The organism is Methanobacterium sp. BAmetb5 (genome assembly GCF_003491305.1).
Taxonomy (GTDB): Archaea; Methanobacteriota; Methanobacteria; order Methanobacteriales; family Methanobacteriaceae; genus Methanobacterium.
The window spans coordinates 2,370,001-2,387,200 of record NZ_CP022706.1 but is presented as its reverse complement, the minus strand read 5'-3'; the positions used below and the strand labels follow the sequence as shown (position 1 = coordinate 2,387,200).

The 17,200-nt window shown below is 45.4% G+C and carries 14 protein-coding genes, 1 tRNA gene and 1 other RNA gene; 10 read left to right on the top strand and 6 right to left on the bottom strand.

Going from position 1 to position 17,200, the window contains the following annotated elements; genetic code table 11:
- Positions 1–50: 50 nt before the first annotated feature.
- On the top strand, positions 51–1,598 hold the full coding sequence (locus tag CIT02_RS11910) for a radical SAM protein (RefSeq protein WP_292612778.1): 1,548 nt from the start codon (positions 51–53) through the stop codon (positions 1,596–1,598).
- On the opposite strand, the gene CIT02_RS11905 is transcribed toward CIT02_RS11910, so the two are convergent.
- Positions 1,595–3,007, bottom strand: coding sequence for an amino acid permease (locus CIT02_RS11905; protein ID WP_287382172.1), 1,413 nt, complete (start codon positions 3,005–3,007; stop codon positions 1,595–1,597). The genes CIT02_RS11910 and CIT02_RS11905 overlap by 4 nt on opposite strands.
- A gap of 81 nt (positions 3,008–3,088) precedes the next feature.
- Between CIT02_RS11905 and gntC the strand changes: the two genes are divergently transcribed.
- The 6 genes from gntC to CIT02_RS11875 all read left to right on the top strand — a co-directional run bounded on the left by gntC (position 3,089) and on the right by CIT02_RS11875 (position 10,819).
- Positions 3,089–4,201, top strand: a complete 1,113-nt coding sequence (gntC, locus tag CIT02_RS11900) for a guanitoxin biosynthesis PLP-dependent (S)-gamma-hydroxy-L-arginine cyclodehydratase GntC (RefSeq protein ID WP_292612775.1) — start codon at positions 3,089–3,091, stop codon at positions 4,199–4,201.
- A gap of 230 nt (positions 4,202–4,431) precedes the next feature.
- Positions 4,432–6,993 carry a cation-translocating P-type ATPase gene (locus CIT02_RS11895; RefSeq protein WP_292612772.1) on the top strand — a complete coding sequence of 854 codons (2,562 nt, stop codon included), beginning with the start codon at positions 4,432–4,434 and terminating at the stop codon, positions 6,991–6,993.
- Between the two features lie 129 nt (positions 6,994–7,122).
- The gene (locus CIT02_RS11890; protein WP_292612770.1) at positions 7,123–7,980 is read left to right on the top strand and encodes a 4Fe-4S dicluster domain-containing protein; all 858 of its coding nucleotides are present in this window, start codon (positions 7,123–7,125) and stop codon (positions 7,978–7,980) included.
- Positions 7,981–8,096: 116 nt separating this feature from the next.
- Complete coding sequence (locus tag CIT02_RS11885; protein WP_292612768.1) at positions 8,097–9,275, top strand: PLP-dependent aminotransferase family protein; 1,179 nt, start codon at positions 8,097–8,099, stop codon at positions 9,273–9,275.
- Positions 9,276–9,404: 129 nt separating this feature from the next.
- Positions 9,405–10,319: a DNA-3-methyladenine glycosylase gene (locus CIT02_RS11880; protein WP_292612766.1), complete on the top strand. Its 915-nt coding sequence runs from the start codon at positions 9,405–9,407 to the stop codon at positions 10,317–10,319.
- A 20-nt stretch (positions 10,320–10,339) separates the two neighbouring features.
- Positions 10,340–10,819, top strand: a complete 480-nt coding sequence (locus CIT02_RS11875; protein ID WP_292612764.1) for a VOC family protein — start codon at positions 10,340–10,342, stop codon at positions 10,817–10,819.
- 119 nt (positions 10,820–10,938) lie between these two features.
- On the opposite strand, the gene CIT02_RS11870 is transcribed toward CIT02_RS11875, so the two are convergent.
- From CIT02_RS11870 to ffs, 3 genes are all read right to left on the bottom strand, one after another.
- Positions 10,939–11,763, bottom strand: a complete 825-nt coding sequence (locus tag CIT02_RS11870; protein WP_292612762.1) for a prenyltransferase — start codon at positions 11,761–11,763, stop codon at positions 10,939–10,941.
- A gap of 312 nt (positions 11,764–12,075) precedes the next feature.
- Positions 12,076–12,160, bottom strand: a tRNA-Ser gene (locus CIT02_RS11865).
- Positions 12,161–12,349: 189 nt separating this feature from the next.
- An RNA gene (ffs, locus tag CIT02_RS11860) (signal recognition particle sRNA) lies at positions 12,350–12,665 on the bottom strand.
- 124 nt (positions 12,666–12,789) lie between these two features.
- On the opposite strand from ffs, the gene CIT02_RS11855 reads away from it, so the two are divergent.
- The 3 genes from CIT02_RS11855 (at position 12,790) to CIT02_RS11845 (ending at position 15,708) form a co-directional block, all read left to right on the top strand.
- Entirely contained in the window at positions 12,790–13,770 is a 981-nt protein-coding gene (locus tag CIT02_RS11855; RefSeq protein ID WP_292612760.1) for an inorganic phosphate transporter, read from the top strand.
- Positions 13,771–13,983: 213 nt separating this feature from the next.
- Complete coding sequence (locus tag CIT02_RS11850; protein WP_292612759.1) at positions 13,984–15,207, top strand: FprA family A-type flavoprotein; 1,224 nt, start codon at positions 13,984–13,986, stop codon at positions 15,205–15,207.
- A gap of 81 nt (positions 15,208–15,288) precedes the next feature.
- Positions 15,289–15,708, top strand: coding sequence for a hypothetical protein (locus tag CIT02_RS11845; protein ID WP_292612757.1), 420 nt, complete (start codon positions 15,289–15,291; stop codon positions 15,706–15,708).
- Between the two features lie 142 nt (positions 15,709–15,850).
- Here CIT02_RS11845 and CIT02_RS11840 read toward each other — a convergent pair whose 3' ends face one another.
- A complete protein-coding gene (locus CIT02_RS11840) occupies positions 15,851–16,249 on the bottom strand; it encodes a CBS domain-containing protein (RefSeq protein WP_292612755.1) in 399 nt (132 codons plus the stop codon).
- The gene (locus CIT02_RS11835; RefSeq protein ID WP_048072116.1) at positions 16,227–17,144 is read right to left on the bottom strand and encodes a 2-phosphoglycerate kinase; all 918 of its coding nucleotides are present in this window, start codon (positions 17,142–17,144) and stop codon (positions 16,227–16,229) included. Before CIT02_RS11835 ends, CIT02_RS11840 begins: the two co-directional genes overlap by 23 nt.
- Positions 17,145–17,200: the final 56 nt, after the last annotated feature.

Here is a 17,200-nt window from a genome sequence, read left to right as displayed (position 1 = left end):
GGACTCAAAATGTAGATATCTTGATTATATGGTAAACATGATAATAAACTATGCTCTTGGAACACAACGTGGTGGTGAAGGATCCCCTCCGAATAGGGCTTCGCTTCGCTTCGTGCTATCCCAACCTTTACCGTAGTGCCATGTCCTCACTGGGTTTCCATATTATCTACGACTTCCTGAACCACCAGGAGGATGTTTACTGTGAGAGAGTGGTCTACCCCTATGGTAAGAGTCTGGAGACTGGTTCCCCCCTGAAGGATTTTGATGTAGTGGGCTTCTCCCTCCAGTACGAACAGGATTATCCTCATGTACTGGAAATGCTACGTAAAGGTGGTTTGAAGGTCCGAAAGGAAGATCGATCACCCCAGGACCCCCTGGTCATTGCCGGTGGTCCCTGTGCCAGTTCCAATCCCCTGCCCATGTCCCAGTTCGTGGACCTGTTCCTGGTGGGTGATGGTGAAGTAATTCTACCACAACTTCTGGAGAAAATAGCCCAGTTGGACAACCCCCGCCAGGATATAGATGCTTTACTGGATGTGGAGGGGGTTTATATCCCGGGTAATAAGGTGAAACTGGTTCAGGTGGAGGATATGCGTGATGCCTGGCGCCCGGTGAAACAGGTTTACCCGGAAACAGATAATCCGGACCTGATCCCGGCCTTTGGAAGGTCATTCCTCCTGGAGGTTTCCCGGGGCTGTGCCCGGGGTTGTCGTTTCTGCATGGCGGGTTGCATGTACCGGCCCCGCAGGGAAGTGGATCTTAAAACTCTTTTAAAGACAGCTGAAGAAGGGAGAAAATCCACTGGCCTGAATAAGATTGCCCTCATTGGTGGTGCTGTTTCTGATTACTCCCGGATCGAGGAACTGTGCCGTGAACTCCTCCAGAGAGAATTCCAGGTAACCACCCCCTCCCTGCGTATTGAATCCATCTCCACAGAACTTCTAGAGAGTTTAAAGGAAAGTGGACTCAGGACCATTACCATTGCACCGGAATCCGCCTGGAGACTCCGTAAACTGGTGAACAAACCCATCACCGATGAGGATATCCAGAGGACCATGGAAACTGCCTTCCAAATGAAGTTGAATGTTAAGCTCTATTTCCTGGTAGGACTCCCCACGGAAACACATGAGGATCTGGAAGACCTGGTGAATCTAGTAGGGGATCTGAAAGCTATGGCACCACACCCTGATTCTCTCCGCATAAGTGTCAACCCATTCATACCAAAGCCCCACACACCCTTCCAGTGGGCAGAGTTCAATCTTAAGGAAACCAAAGGCAAGGTGAAATTCCTTAAAAAACACCTGAAAAACAAACACTTTAAGGTGGAAAGCCCTAACAAATCCCTGGTACAGTACATACTATCCCTGGGGGGTACGGAACTGGCGGATATAATTGAAGAATCTTCCCATGGAAGGGTTTCCCTCTCAAAATGGAAACAACTAACACCCCACATCACTCATACCGAACTCCCCTGGAAAGACATAGATGTGGGGGTCAGTGATGAATTCCTGGAAAAAGAATATAATAAAGCCCTGAAAGGTGATTTAACACCTTGGTGTGAGACTTTTGGCTGTTACCACTGTGGATCCTGTCCTTAACTGACCCATAACCTGATTTTCCGGATTAAAACCGCCAGTCTCCTTAAAAAGTGTACCAGAAATCTGTCCGGTGCCCGTATCCACCGGGCGAAAATTCCCCTTCCCAGTTCAATTTCCCTTTTAACTGATTTTATCTCTTCTCCCGGGGAGTATTTCACATAAATTGGAATTCCCAAGACTATAATCAGAACTCCAGTTAATATTTCGTTGAATTTACATTGGGTCATCATGTAAAGTGATATAACCACGCCCAACACCGGAATCAACCAGGGCAGATTGATACCGCCATCGTACTTCTTTTTGAGAGGGAACACCGCCAAACTGGTTATAAGGTAACAGAATAGAAGGGTGAAAACCGATAATATGATAAGCTGGCTGATACTCCCCAAGATGGAAGCAACCCCGGTAAAAATACCCTGTAATGCCAGGGCAACGTAGGGGGTCCCGTACTCGGGATGCACTCTGGCAAAAAATCCGGGTAAAAGCCCATCTCCTGCCATGGCATAGGGTATGCGGGCAGATGATAATATTCCTGCTTCATCTGAGCCTGAAATTGAAAATAATGCCCCTACTGTCAACAATATCGCACCAAATCCTCCTAAAAGTGCACTCCCCGCCAGAGATAGGGGTGCACTGCTAGTACTGAGCTCCATCCAGGGCACGGCCCCCAGAATAACCAGATTGGTGACCAGGTAGAATATAATGATCACTCCCATCCCCAGGATTATGGCCTTAGGAATGGTCTTTTTAGCATCTTTAATTTCATCAGAGGGCACAGTAACCAGTTCAAAACCCACATAGGCCCAGAATATCAGTACTAGAGCACTTCCCATCCCTCCCCAGCCCAGTGGTACCAGGGGCGTGAAGTTAGATAGAAACAATCCCGGGTTGAACAGGAAGTACACTATCCCAAAGAGGGTGAAAAGGAGGATAGGGGCCAGTTTGAGAATGGTCAAAACATCATTTAACCTACCAGCCTCTTTAACCCCATAATAATTTATCAAGGTCAAAATCAGGATAAAAAGGATTTTTACTATTACCTGCAACCACTGAGGCATGGTTGGATAAAAATATAAAAGATACGAAACGAAAGCCAGGGGAAAAACTGCTATGGCACTCCAGGATGCTATTAACAGCGCCCAACCAGCCATGAAACCGACAAAATCTCCGAATGCTTCCTTAGCATAGGCATAAGGACCACCAACCCGCGGTAAAAGTGAAGAACACTCGGCAAAACACAGAGCAATGGTAATGGCCATTAAACCAGCAAGTAACCAAGCGAATATGGAGGAGGGTCCCAGGTAACCGGCACCGAAGGCAGCGGCAATGTAGATATCAGCCCCCACAATGGTTCCAATTACCAGGTTGACCACATCAAAAAGTCCGAGTTCCCTTTTCAGATAAGCCATAATTTCATTTATATTATCAGATAAATAAAAAAACTACTCAATAAAATAAAAATCGGCAGAGATTTTCAAACGGTAATTAACATGAAACCTGTAAAAAGAGTTCAATCCATTGATCTATCTGGAATCCGTAAAATGTTCGATATGGTGGGGGAAAATTCCATCAACCTGGCACTGGGTGAGCCAGACTTTGACACTCCCCAGTACATCCGTGACGCAGTAAAAGATGCCCTGGATGAGGGTTTCACCCACTACACGGGTAACACCGGAATACCGGAACTCCGGGAAGCCATCACTCATAAGTTACAAAGGGAAAACCACATTGAAACCTCCCCGGAACAGGTCATAGTAACGGTGGGGGCCAGCGGGGCACTTTACTCCAGTATCAACGCTCTGGTGGAAGAGAAGGATGAAGTCATAATCCCGGATCCGGGTTTTGTGGCCTACGATGCCTGTGTGAAACTCAGTGGAGGCCGATCCATACCGGCACCCCTCAAGGATGAAAATGAGTTCCAGATAAAGGCAGAAGATGTGCTGGAACTGGTAACCCCCCACACAAAGGCCATTATAATAAATTCTCCCGGCAACCCCACCGGGGCAGTGATGGAAAAGGAAGATGTGAAGGGACTGGCTGATATTGCCCATGATCATGACCTTATGATTATCTCTGACGAGATCTACGACCAGATCATCTATGAAAAGAAGCATTACAGTCCGGCACGTTACTGTGATAAGGTTATAACCATTAATGGATTTTCCAAGACCTATGCCATGACTGGTTTCCGTATTGGATACCTGGCAGCACCCCCAGAAGTTATGGAAGATATTTTAAAAATACACCAGTACAGTGTTACCTGTGCCACTTCCATCTCACAAAAAGCAGCACTGGCTGCACTGCAGGGACCCCAGGACAGTGTGAAAGAAATGCGTGATGAATTTAAAAGGCGCAGAGATCTGGTGGTTGGCCGGCTGCGCAGTATGGGAATAGACTGCCATCAACCCCACGGAGCCTTTTACGTGTTCCCCTCAGTGGAAAACCCGGAAAAACTGGTGGAAGAGGCCCTGAAGAAGGACGTGGTTCTGGTTCCTGGTTCTTCCTTTGGTAAATACGGGGAGGGGCACTTCCGAATATCTTACGCTGCCTCCTATCAGGACCTGGAAAAATCCATGGACCAACTGGAGTCCTTGCACTGGTAAAGATAATTATAAACAGCCCGATTCTCCCCTCCAATTTTTTCTTATTTAAAATAAAATCAATAATCCTTTTTTTAATTTTACTAAAAGTTAGGCCAGCCTATCACAAATTAGATAAACCTAACAATTTATTTGAGGCAATTAGGCATTCCTAACACGTTAATTTAGGGAAAAAGATATATATGCCTGTTTTCATATTCTATAAACCCAGAGTAATGAAGGAGGTATTAATTTTGGTAAATGAAATGGATCTGGAGAACATCAAGGGCCTGGAAGAAGGGGAAGTATCACAGAAAATAAAAGAGGAAGGATATAATGAACTCCCATCCTCAGAAAAGAGGTCTTTTTTTACCATAGTCCTAGAAGTAATCCGGGAACCCATGTTTCTCCTCCTGATTGGCTGTGGAACCATTTACCTAATCCTAGGAGACCTCCAGGAAGCATTAATGCTTCTGGCATTCGTTTTTGTGATAATGGGCATAACTTTTTACCAGGAAAGGAAAACTGAACGCACCCTGGAAGCACTGCGGGATCTTTCCAGTCCCCGTGCCCTGGTTATACGAGAGGGTAAAGAAAAACGGATACCGGGAAGGGAAGTGGTCACCGGTGACATCATAATGCTCAAAGAGGGTGACCGGGTACCGGCAGATGCCGTGGTCCTGGACTGCAGTAACCTCCTCGTAAACGAGTCCCTGCTCACCGGTGAGTCTGTGCCCGTAAGGAAAGTGCAGTGCGGTGGGGTGATGGATATGCATCCCCCGGGTGGAGACGGATTACCCTCAGTCTACTCCGGAACCCTGGTGGTGCAGGGTCAAGGTGTGGCCCAGGTGGTGTCCACTGGCCTTAACACCGAAATGGGACGCATTGGAAAACGCTTGCAGACCCTGGAGACTGAGGATACCAGTTTGCAGAAGGAAACCCGGACCCTGGTACGTAACATGGCCCTAGTTGGTGTGGCCCTGTGTGCCGCAGTGGTGGTAATCTATGGAATCACCAGAATGGACTGGCTCAACGGATTTTTGGCCGGTATAACCCTGGCCATGGCCATACTCCCCGAAGAATTCCCGGTGGTTCTCACCATCTTCCTGGCCCTGGGTGCCTGGAGAATAAGCAGGAAAAACGTGCTCACCCGACGCTCCCATGCTATCCAGGCCCTGGGATCAACCACCGTACTCTGTGTGGATAAAACCGGTACACTCACCCTTAACCAGATGTCAGTGGATATGATCATGAATGGTGATGATTTTTATCAGGTTACCCGTGGCACAGACCACTTACCCGAGTCCTTCCACGAACTGGTGGAATTCAGCATACTGGCCAGTCAACGGGACCCCTTTGATCCCATGGAGAAATCCCTTAAGGAATTTGGTAACGACACACTACAGGAAACTGAACACCTCCATGAGGACTGGAAACTCATCCGCGAATACCCCCTGTCCCAGGAATTACTGGCCATGTCCCATGTGTGGCAATCCCCAGATGGTGAAGATTACATCATTGCTGCTAAAGGAGCACCGGAAGCTGTAGCTGATCTCTGCCACATGGAATCAGCAGAACTGGAACAGTTATCCCGTAACATATCCCAGATGGCCAGTGAAGGGTTGAGGATAATAGGGGTGGCCCGTGCACGGTTTAAAAAGACAGATCTACCGGGTAAACAGCACGACTTTAACTTCCAGTTCCTGGGACTGGTGGGATTCCTGGACCCAGTTCGTGAGGAAGTGCCCCAGGCAGTAGAGGAGTGTTACCAGGCCGGTATCCGGGTGGTCATGATCACCGGAGACTATCCTGGCACCGCCCGCAACATAGCCCAGAAAATAGGCCTTAAAGACCCGGAAAAGGTTATAACGGGTGATCAATTGAATGATATGGATGATGAAACCCTTAAAGAACAGGTGAAGGATGTTAACATCTTCGCCCGTATGGTGCCGGAGATGAAACTGCGCCTGGTAGAGGCCTTTAAATCCAATGGGGAAACTGTGGCCATGACTGGAGATGGTGTCAATGATGCCCCGGCCCTTAAATCTGCCCAGATCGGTATCAGTATGGGTGGACGTGGGACGGATGTGGCCCGTGAGGCATCATCCCTGGTTCTACTGCAGGATGACTTTTCATCCATTGTATCCAGTGTAAAAATGGGACGCCGTATCTATGACAACCTGAAAAAGGCCACAGCCTACATCTTCGCTGTGCATGTTCCCATTATTGGAATGTCCTTCCTACCCGTACTTTTCCAGTGGCCCCTGGTACTTTTCCCGGTTCAGATCGTGTTCCTGGAGCTGATCATTGACCCTGCCTGTTCAGTAGTCTTTGAAGCGGAAAAAGCAGAAGCAAACGCCATGAAACGTCCTCCACGCAGTCCATCGGAAACCCTTTTCAACCGGCAGAACATTGGTATGAGCATTCTCCAGGGGATCGTGGTTTTAGTTGTTGTTCTGGCCGTTTACCTGATGGGTCTTAACCTGCAGGGGGAGTCCAGTGCCCGGACATTGAGTTACATCACCTTGATCTTCGCCAACCTGGCCCTGATACTAACCAACCGTTCCTGGTCCCGTACCATGATCCAAACTCTCCGCACCCCTAACACTGCCCTGTGGTGGGTTTTAGGAGGTGCAGTGTTGTTTTTAGCAGCAGTTCTGTACTTCCCCCCACTGCAGCAGCTATTCAAATTCTGCCCCCTCAGCCTATGGGAAATTCTGGGCTGCTTCCTGGCCGGTATGTTGAGTGTGATATGGTTTGAGGGATTGAAATGGTTCAAAAACAGGCAAAGGGATAATCTGGAACCATCCGGATAATCCTTAAACACAGATAAAAATTTCCCCATTCTCCTTTTTTATTTTTCAGTGGTATCCACAATTTTTATTTTCTACTCCCTACCAATATAGTACTAGCCCAAAAAAGTTCTCCTCCAATTGGTGTTATTAATGAAACCGGTAGATTCATCCCTTTTAAAAAAGGAAATATGTGAAGAATGCTCCCGCCTGAGAATACCCCTGGTTGGCTTTGCACCGGTGGAAAGATGGGAACATCCCCCGGAAGAACTTCCCCATGACTTCTCCACCTGGATACCCCCAGAATTCTGGCCTCAGTCCATCTACCCGGAAACCCGGACCGTGGTGGTGATTGGGCAATCTGTACCACTGCCCATTCTGGAGACTGCACCCTCCATCTATTATCATGAACTCTACAACACGGTAAACACCATCCTGGATATTAAGGCCTATGAATTATCAACCTTCCTGACTATGAAGGGGCACCCTTCCGTCTTCATCCCCCGGGATGGTTACGGTGATATTGAAGTTCTCCTGGAAAAACCCCTGACTTTTTTCTCCCATAAACACGCCGCCTACCTGGCTGGTCTGGGATCATTTGGATTGAACAACGTCCTTTTAACTCCTGATTGGGGGCCCAGGGTCCGCTTCACCAGCATATTCACCACCCTGGAACTGGAAGGAGATCCCATTCCCGGTGATGACCTGTGCACCCACTGCCTCTCTTGCGCCCGGAACTGTCCAGTAGATGCCCTCGAGATGGAGGAAAAGGCAGATTTCCCACCACCTATGGATAAAGTAAGCTGTGCCACACGCAGCCGTAGACTGCGAAAAGAATACCGGTCCCCCTGCGGTATCTGTATTAAGGTCTGCCCGGTGGGCCAGGACCGGGAAACATTCAAAAGAGGGAAAACATCCATGTACACCACCCGGACTGGTTTTGAGAAGTACCACCAGGCCTGGGAGCATGTGCGCCGCTACGGAAGTAAAAAACATATTCACTACAAATGATACAGCAGCAAAAAGTAAACCTTCCAGAGGATAAAAGAATACCTCCCTAAAGATAAAAGAATAGATGGAAGGACCAAATATTTATTTCAATTTAGAATTAATTTAGAGGATTTTTCATGAATTACAGATTTGCTAATCGTATGAACAAGATACCAAGGTCTTTTATGAGGGAGATCCTGAAGGTTACCGATGACGAGGATATGATTTCCTTTGCCGGGGGATTGCCCAATCCCCAGTCATTCCCAGTTGAAGCCATAAAAGATGCCACTTCTAAGGTTTTAACTCAAGATGGGGACAAAGTTTTACAGTACAGTACCACCGAAGGATACCATCCGCTAAGGGAATACATAGCCGAAAGATATCAGGGCCAAGGACTGGAGGTGGGGCTGGATGATATCCTCATAACCAATGGTTCCCAGCAGTGCCTGGATCTGGTGGGTAAGGTCTTCCTGGACCGTAATGATGGAGTGATCATGGAGCGACCCACCTACCTGGCAGCAATACAGGCCTTTGGATTGTATGAACCAGAATTCCACCCCGTACCACTCTTAGATGATGGGGTGGACCTCCATGCCCTGGAGACCACACTGAAGGAAGAAGATGTTAAAATCTTCTACACTGTCAGCAGCTTCCAGAACCCCACGGGGATCACCTATTCTGCCAGTAAAAGGAAAAAGGTGGCGGAATTAATGGGAAAATACGACACCATACTGGTTGAGGATAATCCCTACGGTGAGATAAGGTTCATGGGGGAAGACATAGCTCCTATTAAATCGTATTCGCCTGATTCAATCCTTTTCGGGACTTTCTCCAAGATCGTCTCTCCAGGAATGAGGATGGGCTGGATTGTGGCCCCTCCAGAGATCATGGAAAAGCTCATCACTGCCAAACAGGCCTCGGATCTCCACTCCAACTACTTCACCCAGAGGGTGGTCTACCAGTATCTGCAGGATAACGATGTGGATCGCCATATACAAAGCATAAGAAAACTTTACAAGTTGCAGAGGGATCAGATGGTTCAGTCCATCAGGAAGTACCTCCCTGAGGGTGTTAAACACACCTCACCGGAGGGCGGGATGTTCCTCTGGGTCACTCTACCCGAGGGTGTGTCAGCCATGGAACTTTTCCAGCTGGCCATTGAAGAAAATGTAGCCTTTGTACCGGGAGAAACATTCTACACTGAAGATCCGGAAATAAATACCATGAGGCTGAATTTTTCCAATTCAAATGTAGAAGAAATTGAGGAAGGAATTAAAAGGTTGGGAAAGGCCATTGAAAAATTACAGGCCAATTAAATAAATACTAGCCGTAGGGATTGTGGGTATTAGGGGATTTTATGCTAGCTCAATCACGAAAATCATCGGAAGTTCCAGTTTAGACCTACTTAGAACAGGAAACACTATAAAGAAAGGAAAATGATTAAGATGTATCAGTCAACTTTCAATATTAAGGCTCAGGCACCTTTTGATTTTGATCTTAGTTGCAGGATTTTTTCCGAGGGGGATAGAAGTATAAAAAAATATGCCAATAATCATTTCTGGCAGGCAGTTACCGTTGATGAGGTTACGCTGCTTCTATATATTGAATCTGCGGGGTCGGTGGATGATCCGGAACTGGCAGTGAGTGTGGAATCCGAGGAGGAACTGTCTCCGGATATTCTTAAATCAATTCCTACCACTGTTCACCGGATTTTTAATCTGGGATTGGACCTGAAACCATTTTATGAACAGGCCAAATCCGATGATATTTTATCCCCCATTACAAACCGACTTTACGGTCTTAAAAATCCTTCCACTCCCACGCTCTTTGAGGCTCTGGTAGATTCCATTCTGGAACAGCAGATATCCTTAATTGCAGCCCACAGTATAGGGAACCGTTTCATAAAACAGTTTGGATCGTCAGTTCATCTTTATGGCCAGGATTATTATTCCTATCCCTCTCCAGAAGATTTAACTCATTTGGATCTAGAAGAACTCCGTAAATGCGGTATGAGTTCTAGAAAGGCAGAGTATATACGTGATCTCTCATTGGAAACAGTCAATGGAGATTTAGATTTAGATTCTATAAGGAGAATGAGTAGTACCACCAAAATGATAGAATCACTAACCTCTATTAGGGGTGTTGGGCTATGGACAGCTGAAATGTCCCTTTTACGTGGTTTAGGAAGATTGGATGCTATTCCTGCAGATGACGTGGGATTGCAACGGATTATAGGCCATTATTATCACAGGAATAAGGTATCCTCACAGGATGCCCGTGATATTGCCAGTTCATGGGGAAAATGGAAGGGATTGGCCAGTTATTATTTAATTGTGGCTGAATTAATGAAGATCAGTTAAAGATATGGAAGGATGATAAAATGGAGTTAAAATATATCTGTCCCCTGATCACCGTGGAGGACATTGAAAAATCCCGAAAATTCTATGAAGAAATCCTGAATCAGGAAGTGGAAATGGATCACGGGGCTAACGTGGCCTTTAAGGGTGGTTTTGCCATCCATGATCGGGAACATTATCAGGGGCTTTTAGGAGAATCTCCAATAGTAAACACCACTACCCCTAAACTGTTTATGGAATTATACTTTGAATCTGAGGATCTGGATGAGATATGCCAAAAATTAGAGTCAGTTAATGTTAAATTCGCCCACAATATCCAGGAACAGCCCTGGGGGCAGAAGGTTATGCGTTTTTATGACCCGGATGGTTACATCATTGAGGTGGGCGAACCCCTGGAATTGGTGGTGCGCAGATTTGCCAGTCAGGGCCTTTCCACCGAAGAGATATCTGAACGTTCTTCGGTGCCCGTGGAATTTGTTAAAATGGTTCTAGATCAAAAATAAAGCCCCCTAATGATAAAAATAACTCCAGAACAAAAATAAAAAACAATATGGGTGAAAATAACCTTAAACCACCAAAGGGGAACTTTTAATTGTTAATAGCCCTTAATCAATGATAATACTCAAAATATGATTCCCGAAAGGAAATAGAGATTAAAAAGAGTGATGAAAACCACCAGAATCGGGATGTTTATATTTACAAGTTGAATTGCCTTTTCCTTTTTAGAGGTACGCCGGAGGAAAAGGTATAAACCTACCAGTGTGGGGAACATTGACAGCAAAGCCAGTAACTGGAAGTTGATCTGGGGGAAGAGACCAGAAAGGGATAGTAACAGGAGGGATAGGGTGCCCATAACTCCAACCAGGCCTATCATCATAAAACCCTTTTTTCTCCCGTTTTTCACTATAAACGTGTTTTTACGGCCTTTTCCATCACCTTCCATGTCCGGTATTTCCACGCTTAGAATAAAGCTAGTCATGAAAATAACAAAGGGTATAGTGAACAGAACTATTTTTAAATCTAAATATCCACAAATAGCCACGTAACCCGCTGCCGGAAGGATAAATCCACTTAACGCCGTTGCCACTTCACCTAAACCCCGGTAAGATAGTTTTAATGGTGGGGCGGAGTAGTACCAGGCCAGTAAATTTCCTAAAAGAGCAATTAAAAAGAATGTCACCGAGGAATAAATAAAAGAAAAAACTACAGCCAGAGATAAGGACAAAAAGATTAAAATTATTCCAAAGTTTTTGGCAAATGGCCGAAGCTCCGGATTTTGAATTAATACACCGCTTCCCCCGGCAAAAAGAGTGGGCTGGTTGTAGTGGTCTACCTCAAAATCCCAGTAATCATTGGTGTAGGAAACAGATAGATGGGCCAATAATAAAACTGCGTATCCCCCTAGGAACCTATCCACAGAAAAGGGTATGGCTAAAATAACTGCCAACAGGGCTCCAGTGCTAAAACAGAGAAAACCAAATAAAAGGAAGGGCAAACGCCCAAGTTTAAGGATTAAACCTATTTTTCTTAACCAAATCGCCCTTACCCCCTATTCCCCAAAAAATATGGTAAACTTAATTATATTTATTAATTGTATCAGAATGTTCTTATTATTTTCTCTATTTAACCACTGAAAATAAAGGACATAAAACCATTGTGAATTAAATAATAACTGTTAACGCTGAAATTCTAAGAATCTGATTTTAATAATGAAAATAAAAAAACTTACATATATGATATAAATGTGAAATGATTAAAGCGCAGGGGACGGGATTTGAACCCGCGAGATCCAAAGGATCATGGGATTAGCAGTCCCACGCCGTACCAGGCTGGGCCACCCCTGCATTGATTTAAGTATTTAAAAAAGTGGGTAATCAAAACATTGTCTAATCTAGTATTTAAAGGTTTAAGCTAAGTATTTAAAGGCAGACTTTCATCCTCAATTTTTAACTAACTTGGAATATCCAGTTAAATACTGGAATATTCAGGCGGAATACCCATTAAACTGTTGTATGAGAACCATCTATAAGTTTAAATGGGCGTGTTCAAGGGTGGACAGCCCTCGTGAATGCTGGTGATCCAGAATTCCAACTCCGCCCCGTTGCTCCACAAGCATCAGCTGTCTAAGGTAGAGCTGCTTCTTTCCAGACCTGACCCGTTCCCTTAGTTAAGACAGTTTATCCTGGCCCTCCAGCCAGAACTCTGCCACCACTAATCCTGCGGGACGAGGTTTCTACGTTGAGATCCTGGGCCAACACCCAGTTAAACTGCCGCCCCTTGAACTTCGACTGCACCGTATAGGGGATGTGCGCTTACAGAGGACCCCTGACCCTCCAGTCTAGCCCAGTTAATGTTGGTGATGATGGTATTTTAACCTTACGATCAAATCATCTGGGTATTTTATAAGGTAACCCCTTTTATATCCCCCGAATTTCTCATCACCTATTTCAACCATCCACATCATAATTATATCATGGACTGGCTCCTCATTATCGGCGTGGTTATAAGCGTTTATATGGCTTTTAATATCGCAGCCAATGATATAGGAAACTCAGTGGGAACTGCCGTAGGCAGTGGATCCCTTACCATGAGGAAAGCCCTTATTCTGGGTGCGGTGTTTGAATTTATAGGTGCCCTTTACCTGGGAAATAACGTGATAAAGACCGTGGGCAGCGGCATAATCAGTGCCGATGTTCTGGGTTCTGCCGGGGCATTTATCATTACTCTGGCCGCAGCACTGTGGATAACCATCACCATCATTAAAAAAATACCAATATCCGGTTCTGACGCCATTATCAGTGCTGTTTTTGGCTACGGCTTGGTGAGCGTGGGGCTAAGTAGTATGAATCTTAATGTACTGGGCCTTGTACTTATCAGCTGGGTTTTGTCACCGTTGATAGGTATGGTGATGGGATTCGGAATTTATTATCTCCTTAAAAATGCATTTATCCGTAAAGTCCGGGATATTGGAGCGCGGGGTCGTCTGGAAAAGGTTTTCTCCTATCTGCAGATTGGTAGTTCTGCCTTTGCTGCACTCAATGTAGGGGCTATAGACATCGCCGTAGCTACTGGAGTACTCTTTTACGCCTTTGGAGGGAGTGCAGGGTTTGACCTTAAACTCATTGGGGCCCTGGGAATTGTCATGGGGATATTGGTGGCCGGGGGCAGGATCACCGATACCGTGGGCCGGAGAATAACTGATTTAATCCCTTCAAGGGGTTTTTCAGCACAGATATCAGCTGCTTCGGTTGTGTTCCTGTTTGCCACCATGGGAATGCCAGTTTCACCCACTCAAACCCTGGTAGGAACAGTTATAGGGGTGGGTCTGGCCCGGGGCACTAAAACTGTAAAACTGGATGTGATCAAAAACATTGCCACCACTTGGATCAGTACTATTCCTGCCTGTATTGCTCTTTCCATCTTCCTGTACCTTTTAGTAAACCTGCTGGTGTGAAAATTAATGATTTCAGGGATGGAAGGTAATCCAGAATTTTTAAAAGGGATTGACCGTTATCTGGGATATTTTAAATTTTTAGTCCCTATGGTTTACCAACCCCGTTGATAAAAAACCCGTTGATAAAAATATATGGTACAAATTCCAAATATTTATTAATAAATTTTTGATGATGCTAGGATTTTGTGATAATTCAGTTAGGAGGAGAGGTCTATGAAAGCAGATACTGTGAAAATTGCTGAGGGTGTGTACTGGATCGGAGTGCTGGACTGGGATATCCGTGACTATCATGGTTACACCCTGAATGGAACAACATACAACGCTTTTTTAGTATTTGGTGAGAATGAAGTTGCCTTGATAGATAACACCTATCCTGGTTCTTCGGCTCAGCTATGGGGTAGAATAGAGGATGCCTTTAATCAGGAAAACAGGGAAGTGAAGGTGGATGTGATTATCCAGAACCATATTGAAAAGGACCACAGTGGGGCCTTAACCGAGATCCATAAACGATTCCCAGAATCTCCCATTTACTGCAGCCAGGTGGCCATAAACGGTCTGAAACAGCATTATCCTGGACTGGAAGGTGCTGATTTTCGTCCAGTTAAAACCGGGGACACCCTGGAAGTGGGTGGTCGGACACTGGCCTTCTTGGATGCCAAGATGCTTCACTGGCCAGATAGTATGTTCACCCTCCTCCTGGATGAAGGTATACTGTTCTCCAATGATGCCTTTGGCCAGCACCTCTGCTTTAGACAGAGATTCGACCATGAAATACCTGAATACGTGTTGATGAATGCTGCCCAGAAATTCTACGCCAACCTGGTGACACCGGCCTCCATGCTGGTGGTACGTAAACTGGAAGAGGTTCAGGAACTGGGGCTGCTGGATAAGATCAAAATGATCGCACCTTCCCACGGCCAGATCTGGACCGACCCGGGTAAAATTCTCACTGCCTACACCAACTGGGCCACTGGCCAGTGTAAAGATAAAGCTACCATTATCTACGATACCATGCATTACTCCACCCGTACAATGGCCCATGCCCTGGCCGAGGGACTGATGAGTGAAGGTGTGGATGTGGCCCTGTACTTCATGCACACCGATGAGCGTAGTGAAATGGTTAACGACATTCTGGACAGTAAAGCCTTGCTTTTAGGGATTCCCACTATTTTCAACGGACCCTACCCCTCAGCGGGGGACCTGCTTTACTACCTGGAGGGGCTGAGTTTCCAGCGCACCGGACTTAAACGACTGGCAGTTACCTTCGGATCCAAAGGATGGAGTGGTAAAGCCGTGGAAAAGGTAGCGGGTACACTGGAAAAATGTGGCTTTGAAATAATGGACAAATACGAGATAAACTACGTGCCCACCAGTGATGAACTGGATAAATGTTACCAGATAGGTCAGGAGCTGGCCCAGAAGATCAAGGGGATGTAAACTTACTCCCTATATTATTTTTTACCTAAAGATTGAATAAAGGACTAACCGTAACATGGCAATACTTGGAGGGGGATTGGGATGAAGTCACTGGAATTTGAAAGTGGAATGGATAATGAGAAGAAAGTCATGGTAACCCTATTCTGGACCAACCGTAAGGCTGCCCGGACGGAAGGGTGCGCTCCTTTCCGAATAAAAAGGATAGAAACTGAAAATGAAACTTACACTCCCCAGGGTGATAAGTTACTTAAGATCAGTAAGGCCATCATGGCCGACATGGTCCAAACACTGGATGAGGGTAAATCAATCCCCATGGAGTTTAATATCGGAGAAGAACAAATAAAGGTAAACCTTAGCTCTGATTCTTTTACAGTTTCTGTTGAGAAGAGTCCGGAGATTGAAGAGGAGATCATTGAAAAACTGGAAACAGAATATGTTAAGAAGTTCCCCAGTTTGTGTGATTCCTTCAAACCAAGGGTTACTCCCCAGAATGAAAGTTAACACTGACTTTAAGGTCTTATCCTTTTCTTTTTTTACCTTTTTTAATTTTTGATAGAATACCCCTGAAAAAATAGTCTCAGATAAAAAGAATAGGTTTAAATGGAAAAGAATAGGTTTAAATGGAAAAGAATAAATTTCCAATTTATACTTCAAGGGAGCTGATGATATCTCCGTCAGAGACAATTCCCACCAGTTCATGGTTATCCAGAACCAGTAACTGGTTAATAATCCCATCATCTGACCCGTATTCATGCATTTTGCGCACTGCGGTGACTAAATTATCTTCAGGAGATACATATATCACCTGTTGAACCATAACTTCTCCCACCGTGGTTCCCAGCTCATATTTGTCCAGTATCAGGTTATGACCGAGATCCGTGGCAGTGACAATTCCCACCAGTTTCTCATCGTCATTTACCACTGGCAGTGAACTTATCTTATGTTTCATCAGCTTTTCAAAGGCAAATACAACGTCTTCTGTAGGGGGAACAGTTACAACTTCATGACTCATTACATCCTTAACCTTCAGTTTCTTTAACATGGTCTTCACTTCCATAGGTTTTGGTAATGTCTTCAATAATCGATTCAATGGTAGTAGTGATGTCAATGTTTTCTATGACTGGAATATGGTACTTGTTGGCCTGACTCTCAAAGTATTTGTGAGTTCTCCTGATTGCACCAAAGTAGTTCATGTATCTTTCCAGTGGTCTTCTAGCCCACTGTTGCCTGCATCTTGAGTAAAATCTGCCTTTATGAACTTCTTCGTCTTCCAGGGTTAGAATAAACATGTGCACATTATCCCGGGAAACCAGGTCTTCTCTGATGAATCCCGGCACTATGTGAACTCCTTCAATTACAATACTAATACCCTCGGTTATGGATCGTTCTATAACTGCTTCCACACCCACGCTAACTGTGTCTACATGGTCCCTGAAACCTATTAACACCTCATCCAGTTCTGGTGGTGGGGGTATGCGCAGGGATCGGTAGGCAGTGTAGCTGGATTCATAGATGGTGGGTAAGAGTTCTTTAGATGCGATTTTTCGCATTACTTCTCGTATCATGTCGGTACTGATCATGTTACGGATTCCCAGTCGGTTGGCCACTTCGAATGCTATGGAGGAAGTTCCCACTCCTGATGAACCCCCGATGAGAATAACCAGGGGGTCCTGACATTTTCTTATCCTTTTCCATAGGCCATACTGGACTGCCACTTCGCTGTCCTCTTCTTTAAGCCTTTGACGGACGACGTTAACCAGATCATCCAGTTTTATTAATTTAACACCCTCTTTTTTGAGCTGGGCTTCAATCTGGGAAGAGAAAGTGTAGGCCTTGTTGGGGTCCATCTCTGCACGGGTTAGGGACCTGGCTAGAACTCCTTTAGAAAAGGGTTCCCGGTATTTTTTGCCACTTACTTCTCCTTCAACCATTATCATAGTTACCTACCTCAAATTATGGGGGATTGTAGAAATATTAAAAAATCAACATATTA